The sequence below is a fragment of the Caballeronia sp. genome (assembly GCF_028292365.1).
Classification (GTDB): domain Bacteria; phylum Pseudomonadota; class Gammaproteobacteria; order Burkholderiales; family Burkholderiaceae; genus Caballeronia.
In genome coordinates this window covers 1-7,821 of sequence record NZ_JAQGMM010000394.1, presented here as the reverse complement: position 1 = coordinate 7,821, position 7,821 = coordinate 1, and the positions used below count along the sequence as shown (strand labels likewise).

Sequence of the window (7,821 nt, the reverse complement as noted above, 5' to 3'; positions counted from 1 at the left end):
TGCTGAGCTTGCTGTTGATACGGTTGCCGATATTGCTGCTGATTCTGGGCCGGATAAGGCTGCTGATATTGCGGCTCATACGGTTGCTGATAAGCCTGCCCCTGCGGCTGATTTTGCCCTTGGTATTGCCCCTGATACTGTCCCGAATCCTGAGCCGGCGCTTGCCCCGGATACGGCTGCAGCGGTGCCGCGGCCGGGCCGCCAGACTGGCTTGAACCCGAAGTGTCGGGACCATATCCACCGCCTGTCGCTACCGGGCGTCCAAGATTACCCGGCGTTGAATAGGGTGCAACATAGGGTGTCGAATAAGGCGCAGGTTGAGGCGGGGGCAAGTAGTTCGGCACGTTCTGCGTCGGTGAAGAAGGCTGGGGATAATTGGACGACCCAGCGGGCAACCCGGGCATCGGCGCGGTCGAGCGCGTGAACAGTCCGCTCAGCGGACCGGCCGGTGCGCCCGATGCGCCCGCTGACGTATCGACGGCGGTCTTGCCTTCAAAGGGATTGGTGCCGGGCAGCGGCATCGACCCGATGCGCTGCATGGCCGATTCCCAGCCGCGCGGTACATTGGGTTGCGCGCCCTGACCAGTCGTGCGTGCCGTTTGACGCACGGGCGTATTGGCAGCGATCAACGCCTGCTGCAAATACCGCGATGCCAGCGTCAGCTTGCCCTCAGCGTGATACATGCGGCCGGTCGCGGCGAGCACGCGGGGATCCTCGGGAGCCGCGCGCAGCGCCTGATTCGCCGTCGCCTCAGCAAACGAAAATTCCTTGGCGCCAGACGCCGCGCCAATTGTTGCAACCTGCAAGTCGATGTCGTCGGGACGCCTGGCCAACGCCGCGCGATAACTCGCGAGCGCGCTGCGGTCGTCGCCTGCGGAGGTGTACAAACGGGCCAGCGCGGCTTGCAGATCGGGGTTATCGGGCATGGCGGAAAGCCAGGGCGCGATTACATCGTAGGCGGCGGCCAGGTCCCCGCGCTGACGCACGGTATCGGCCTGTTTCACCACAATGCCGATGTTCAGGTTGTTGAAGTCGATGCGTTGCTGCGGCGTGAGTTGCGAAGCGGCCAGCCGTCGCATGACCGAGCTCAGCTCGGCTTCTTGTTGCGGATTCGTTTGTCCCGCGGCAACGGGAACGGCAGTCAGGATACCTGCATATTGCAGCAACAGGCCGGTATCGTCGGGAGCGGCTGCCATTGCGCCGCGCACCAGCGACAACGCGCGCATGGTGTCGCCCGCCTGCAGATACGACGAAGCCAGCACGCCGATCAGTTCCGGGCTGCCTTGAGCAGTGGGCGTGGCGGCTTGCAGAATTGCCTCGGCTTGTTGCGTCTGCCCGGCACGCGACATCCGGTTCGCGAGTTCCGCCTGCGTATGAACCCATAAGCGATGTTGCAGCACGGTCATAGCCGTCGTGCGCTGGTTGACCGGGATACGTTCCAGCTGCGATAACCCTGTCGCCCAGTCTTGCGTCTCGGCCGAGAGCAGCGCGCTTGCATAAAGCGCATCGGTCATGTCGGGGTGCGCGGCGAGCAAGCCGTCCATCATGCTGCGGGCATTGCCGACGGCACCTTGGCGCACATAGATGCGGGCAAGGTCGAGGCGCATCCAGACATCGTCGGGATTGTTCAGCAACGCGTCTTCGAAGAGACTGCGCGCGGTGCCCAGGTCGCCTCGTGCTTCGGCTGCGCGCGCCTGCGCCGCCTGCGCTTCGCCGCGCAGCTTGTCGATGCCGCCGGCCTTCGCCTGCTGCTCCGCGTTCAACTGGTTCGCAAAGCTAAGCGCTTCGTCACCACGGCCTTGCGCTGCCAGTGCACCGACCAGCCCGCGGATCGCGTCAGGGTTGTCGGCCTGGCGGCGCAGCGCCATCCGGTACGCCTGTTCCGCGCCGCGCGGGTCGCCGCTATTGAGCAGCGTTTCGCCGAGCAAGGTCTGAGCGGTGGTGTCCGACGGATTCAGCGCGATCGCACGCTCGAAATCCGACTTCGCCTTCGCGATCTCGCCATTGCTGCGCGCGCCAATACCCGCGCTCGTATAACTCCAGTAGGTCGCGCTGGTGAGCGCATCTTTCCACCGAGCCGGATTGCCGGCACGCGATGCACGCTCCAGGTAGGTGCGTGCCTCGTCGAATTTTTCTTGCTTCAATGCGGCGATGCCCATGCCGCCCAGCGCATCGGCGTCGTTCGGGCTGTTCGCCAGCACTGCAGAAAAACGGGCGCGCGCCGTGACGATATCGCCACGATCCAGCGCGGTGAAACCATCGGCGACCGCACGGCCGCGGGAATCGACAGCAGCATCCGCTTGCGCGCGATCGCGAGCCTGCTTGTCTTGCTGGACCATCGAATCGAAACGCGCTTTAACCGCAGGATCGTCCGGCGATGCCTGCAAATAAGCCTGATAGAGCGGGGCGTCGGACGCGCGTGCGCCGAGCCACAGGAGTGCCTGGCGCCAGCTTTTTTTCGCCTGCTCGCCGACCGTGCTGTCAGTGCTCAACTGCGCAAGACGCGCAATGCCGTCGCGGCGTGTGGTGTCGCGATAGGTCAGGTGCTGCGCGAGCGCCAGCGCGTAGCGCGGGTCGTTGGGGTTCTCGCGCGCGAGTTGCGTGAGGCCCTGACGCGCCTGATCCCAGCCTTGCGGCGTGGCAGCAAGCGCCTGGTAATACTCGAGCGTGAGTTCGGGCGTAGCGGGCTTGCCGTTGATCGCGCGCTGATATTCCTGCACCGCCGATGCGCTCTGACCACTTTGCGCGAGCCGCCGGGCGTCGTTCACGGTCTGGTCGCGCGGGCTGGTTTCGCCCAGCCGCCGGCCAAGTTCATCGATATTCGGATACTGCGGCGCAGCTTCCCGCAGGCGCTGCAAGTATTGCTGCGCGCCGCTGCCGTCCTTGCGGTCTGCGAGGATGATGCCCATGCCATAGAGCGCGTCGGGCTGCTTCGGGTCGATGCGCAACACCTTCTGCCACGCTTGTTCGGCCAGATCGCCGCGGCGATGCGACTGCCAGTAGCGGCCCTGATCGATCAGCACGCCGAGCGGCGAGTTGGCAGCGGCACCACCGGCAGGGGCACCACCGGTAACCGCGCCCGCGGTGGCTGCGCTGCTGGCGGCTTGCGCGAACGCGGTCAGCGGCACATTGGCGGCACAGCCCGCCGCGAGGCTCAGCGCAATCGCGCGTGCGCCAGCGTGCGGTTTCATGGGGAACAGGGGCCGTTTCAACATGCACTTCTCCAGCTCGGCACGAGTCGGCCGGCTTCGTCGAAACGGTATCGGCCTTCTATAAATCCGGCGCCGAACAAGCCCAGCACCCGGTCGTAATAAACCGGTTCACGGTTAGGATTTGCGGGCGCAGTCGCCAGTGAAGCGGCCACGGGCGTGTCGAGTGCCGCGAGATGCGCGCGGGCAAGTCCCAGGCCGCGATCATCGCCGAGGGTCTTGAAGTACGGCGCAAGCGCGGCCCAGTAGCTAAGCGGGCCTTCGCCACTGGTCACGCCTGTCGCCACATTCACGCGCTCCGGCGGATAGCCGTTAAGCGCTACGACTTGACGCATGCCGCCGAGCGCCGCGAGCCACGGTTTGGCTAGCGGATCGGCGCTGGACGCAAGGCCAGCCCACAGATACACGCGAATGGCGTCGTAGCTGCCAGTGTCCGCGGTCTGCGGATCGACGACGAACTGCCCGGACTTGTACGCCGCCCAGTCAGGAGAGAAGCCGTGCGGCGCGGTGGTTGTGACGAGCTTGTAGCTGTTCTCGGCAAGCTGGTTCCACGGACCGTCCGGCATCTCGCGAGCGAGGCCGCGCAACACCGGCAATGGCGAATAGCTTGGATTGAGACGCGTCACGTCGCCGGTTTTGAAACCTTGCGGACCGGGCAGCAACATAGGCCCAAGGCCTGCGAGATTCGTCACTTCGTGGCGCACGATCTGAGAGGCCAGCGCCATGCCCAGTTGCGTATAACTCTTCTCGTTCCACAGACGGCCGGCTTGCAGCAGGTCGTAAGCGATCCACAGGTCGGAATCGGAGGCGGAATTTGGATCGAGCACGCCGAACGAGCCGTCGGGCTTCTTGCCCCATTGCCACGACGGCAACCGGACGTTGCCCGGTTCGAACTGGTTCGCCGCGAGGTTCGTACGGGTCCAGGCGAGCAGCCGGTCGAAGGTCGAGCGGTCGTTCGCGACCAGCGCAAAGAACATCGCGTATGACTGGCCTTCGGAGGTTGTTTGCTGTGTCGGCGTGGAGTAATCGATCACGCGGCCATCGGCTTGCACGAAGCGTGCGGCGAACGTGCGGTAAGCGGTCCAGTCGGTACATTGCGGCGTGGGCGTTGAAGACGCATGAGCGCTGAAAGTTATGCCCGCGCCGATCAGCGCCAGCGCCAGAATTGCAGTCTTCGATCCACGTCCGAAACCAGCCTCCATATCAATCCCTCAAACGGCGCGCGGCAATGGCGCGCAGCGACCGGTAGAACAATGCCGCGATGATAATGGCTGCGAGCAAGCTGCCGAGCACCAGCAAGAGCGGATGTGACGACAACGCCCAGCGCATGTATTCGAAAGGCGACAGGCGGCCAACGTAATAAGCCTGGCCATTGGATGTCACCGTCACTTCGCGTCCATGAATCACCGCCATGGCGCCCTGGATTTCGGGGAGGATGTCGTTGTCGAGCAAGGCGGCTGACAGGTCTGCATCGGACTGTCCGGCCGCGCTGATGAGCGCCACCGCGCTGCGATTGCTTTTCAGCGGCGATTCGAAACCGGTGATGAGCGCGTCGCCGCTGGCGCTGACAAGTGACATGTCGGCGCGCGCCGGCAGGCGCTCAACACCGTGCGGGCCGTGCCACCAGTCGACTACCTTGAACGCGACATCGGAGAGTTCGAAGTTGCGTGACTCTCCATCTCCCGAGAACGGCATCTGCTTCGCCCAGGTTTGCAGCAGCGGCTGGCGGCCGGGTGAGCCCAGGATCAGCAGGTCTTTATCGGCGAGATTGTCGACCTGATCCGCCTGGGCGACGGTCACGCCGGTCACCGGATAACCCGTCGATGCCCCCATGCGTCCCATCTCCAGCAAGTACAGGCTGAAGTCGGCGGAGGTCGGGTCGTTCGGCATGATGACCGCTGTTTCCGAGAGGTCGGCCATGCGCGTGAACGGGAAGCCGCCGTTAGCAAAGGCCGCGAGGTCAGGCAGCGCCATGTAGTGCGGGAAACCCGACAGGTCGATGGTCGAATTCGGATCGATGGAACCCACCACGTTATCCAGCACGCGGCCCTGGCATTCGCCGGTCTTCGGGTAGTCGTAGTAGAAGTGCAGGCGCAATTGCGAGCGCGGCGTGAGCAGCAGCGGCGGCACGTAGATCTCATGACGCGCGGCGGCCGTCTTGTCGGGCATCACCTGGTTGAAATAGCGGCCGAGATCGAAGGTGGAGGTAGCGACCGCCGGAATCCGCAGCGACTGCACGAAACCGTCGTTCACGTTGATGTTCAGCGTGGACCGGTCCAGCGTGGGACGCACTGTGTATCGATACCCCAGATCGATCGGCACGCCCTTCGTTTGCCACATGAAGAGATCAGGCGGCACGCGCATGTTCACGCGCACGGCGTCGGCGTTATAACCCGACACCGACAGGTCGCGCGCTTCCGCCAGTTCGCCGAAACGCACCGGCCGGTCGGTCGGCAGCCAGTTCGGCGCGTCGTAGGGTTTGCGCGGCGCGAAGTCGTTCAGTTGCGTGATCGTCGCGGTCGTGCCGGACAGCGTGTTCTGGCCGATGCCGAGCGCCTTCGCGGCGGTCTTCAGTTCGGCGTCGTTGCGTCCCATCACGAGGAGCAAGCGGCCGCGCGAGGGACTATTGGGATCACTCGCGCGATCCAGCACGGCGATGGTTGGGCCGGTTATATCGGGGATCTTCACGCCGGCCGGGTGCTGGTCGCTGGTGGCGAACACCACGGCATTGCCAGACAGCGGCACGTTGTCGATCTGCGCCGGAAACACAGCGCCACGATACCCCGCGAGTGAGCCGAACCACGACGCCACCGCGCCCGCTGCTTCGAGCGTGGCCGCGCTGGGTTTTTGTGCGAACACGAACGGAAGTTCGAGGCGGCGCACGTCGCGGCGATCAAAGAAAGGTGCGGGCAACGAGGCCAGGTCGGGCTTGCTATCAAGCGATGCATACGTGAGGTCGAGCGAGCTCGCGTTACTGACGCTCGCCCACAGCGTGGAGTTCGACGGGTCCTCGCATTGCTGCGTGTAGTGGCCGATCAACTGCACGTTCAGGTGATTGAATTCAGTGATGAAGCGAGGGTCGATGGACACATCGCGTGCGACCAGGATGCCGGCCTGATCGCGCGGCACGGGCAGCGTGGCGGCGACTTCGCCGTTGACCAGCACCTTGAGTTGCGAGATCGACGGCAGCAGGGAAGGCGAATAACTGTAGATCAGGTGCAGGACTGCGCCGGTCACGACTTCGTCGCTGCGGACCGAGAACGGCACGCCGTTCTGGCCGTCTGTGCCATGCAGTTGCAGCGGATCGAGCGCACCAAGGTCGGAGAATGTGAGCGTCTGGCGGCGGCCACCGGGCACCAGCGTGCCGGGCTCGGCCGTGGTCGGTGTCCTGGAGGCGAGCGTGCGTACGGCGGGCACGGCTGATGAACCCAACGCACCCGAGGCCGCCTGTGCGAACGCCGGCACGGGCACTGCAAGCTGCGGTTGCTCGATCGTTGCCCGGTTGAACGGCGTGGCGGGGCTGGGGGGCGGCACGGCGCCCACGCCGGTAGCGGACGCGCTGGTCGCGGTGTTAGCCGCCGCGGCGCTTGCCAGCGACGCCAGCGGCACGGCCAGTGCCGTTTGCAACGCAAGCCAGCAAGCGAGGCTGCGCATCAGGGCGCGGGGAATGGGGCGGGCGCTGAGCGGAGTAAAAACCGTTGTGTCCGGTTCGCCTTGTCCAGCTCGTCCATTGCCCGGGCGCAGCATCGAAATTCCCTTACCCATGTCAGTCTTTGGTCTTCAGTTTTTTAACGTCGGGTGAACGGGTCGTCAGCCAGTTCCGTGCGTCGGTGAAAAGATGTTCGAACAACGCGCCGATACCGCCCATGCCCACGACCAGCACATGCCGCAAGCCGCGCAGCGGCGCGTCCGGGGTGCGTCCTTCAGACCAGTTGGTCCAGGCATCGGCGCGGGCGAAGGTGGTCTTCACGAACTCGAATTCCTGCTCGCGCGTGAGGGAGGAAAAACGCAGCCCGACGCGCCCGACAGCGGTAAAACCAACGGTCGCAGGGAACGCATATTCTTCATCGCCACGAAATAGCGAGACGGTGACTTTCTCGTGCAGCGGCACTGCCAGGTCGCCTGGCAACTTCACGCCCACGCCGCCTTCCGAGTAGTCCATGGTCTCGCAGGCGAGGGTGCGGCCGGTGGAGAACTTGAGCATCACGGGCATCTTCATTTCCACGCGATGCGTCGTGCGCACTTGCCGGCGCTCACTTGCAGCCGCCACGCTCGCGCCGAGGATCAGCATGTTGTAGGTGGTCCATGCGAGGTTCAGCAAGACCGTGTTCACTTCGCTCTTCACGTCCCAGTGCAGGTAGATGTTCACAAGTCCCGCGATAAACCCGAGCAGGTTCAGCACCAGCAGGATCAGGTACGGGCGCGAGATCGCGTAGTCGAAATAATCCTTCGAGATCTGGCCGCCCTTTGCCGTCACGTTGAACTTGCCGAGCTTCGGGTTGATCAGCGCGAGCAGAGTGGGCGCGGTGATGTACGACGCCAGCACGGACTCATACACTTCAGCCCAGAACGAATGCCGGAACGAGCGCTGCATGCGCGAGTTCGTGATGCT

At 64.5% G+C, this 7,821-nt stretch carries 4 protein-coding genes; all 4 read right to left on the bottom strand.

Features of this window, described 5'->3' with window-relative positions; all coding sequences use genetic code 11:
• On the bottom strand, nucleotides 1-3,215 hold a 3,215-nt coding region (locus JWR14_RS23715), incomplete at its 3' end, for a tetratricopeptide repeat protein (RefSeq protein WP_299712861.1).
• On the bottom strand, nucleotides 3,209-4,411 hold the full coding sequence (gene bcsZ / locus JWR14_RS23710; protein WP_299712857.1) for a cellulose synthase complex periplasmic endoglucanase BcsZ: 1,203 nt from the start codon (nucleotides 4,409-4,411) through the stop codon (nucleotides 3,209-3,211). The genes JWR14_RS23715 and bcsZ, both read right to left, overlap by 7 nt.
• A 1-nt stretch (nucleotide 4,412) precedes the next feature.
• Entirely contained in the window at nucleotides 4,413-6,974 is a 2,562-nt protein-coding gene (gene bcsB, locus JWR14_RS23705; protein ID WP_299712854.1) for a cellulose biosynthesis cyclic di-GMP-binding regulatory protein BcsB, read from the bottom strand.
• 1 nt (nucleotide 6,975) lies between these two features.
• Nucleotides 6,976-7,821, bottom strand: an 846-nt coding sequence (locus JWR14_RS23700; protein ID WP_299712851.1) for a PilZ domain-containing protein, incomplete at its 5' end; no start/stop codon positions are given.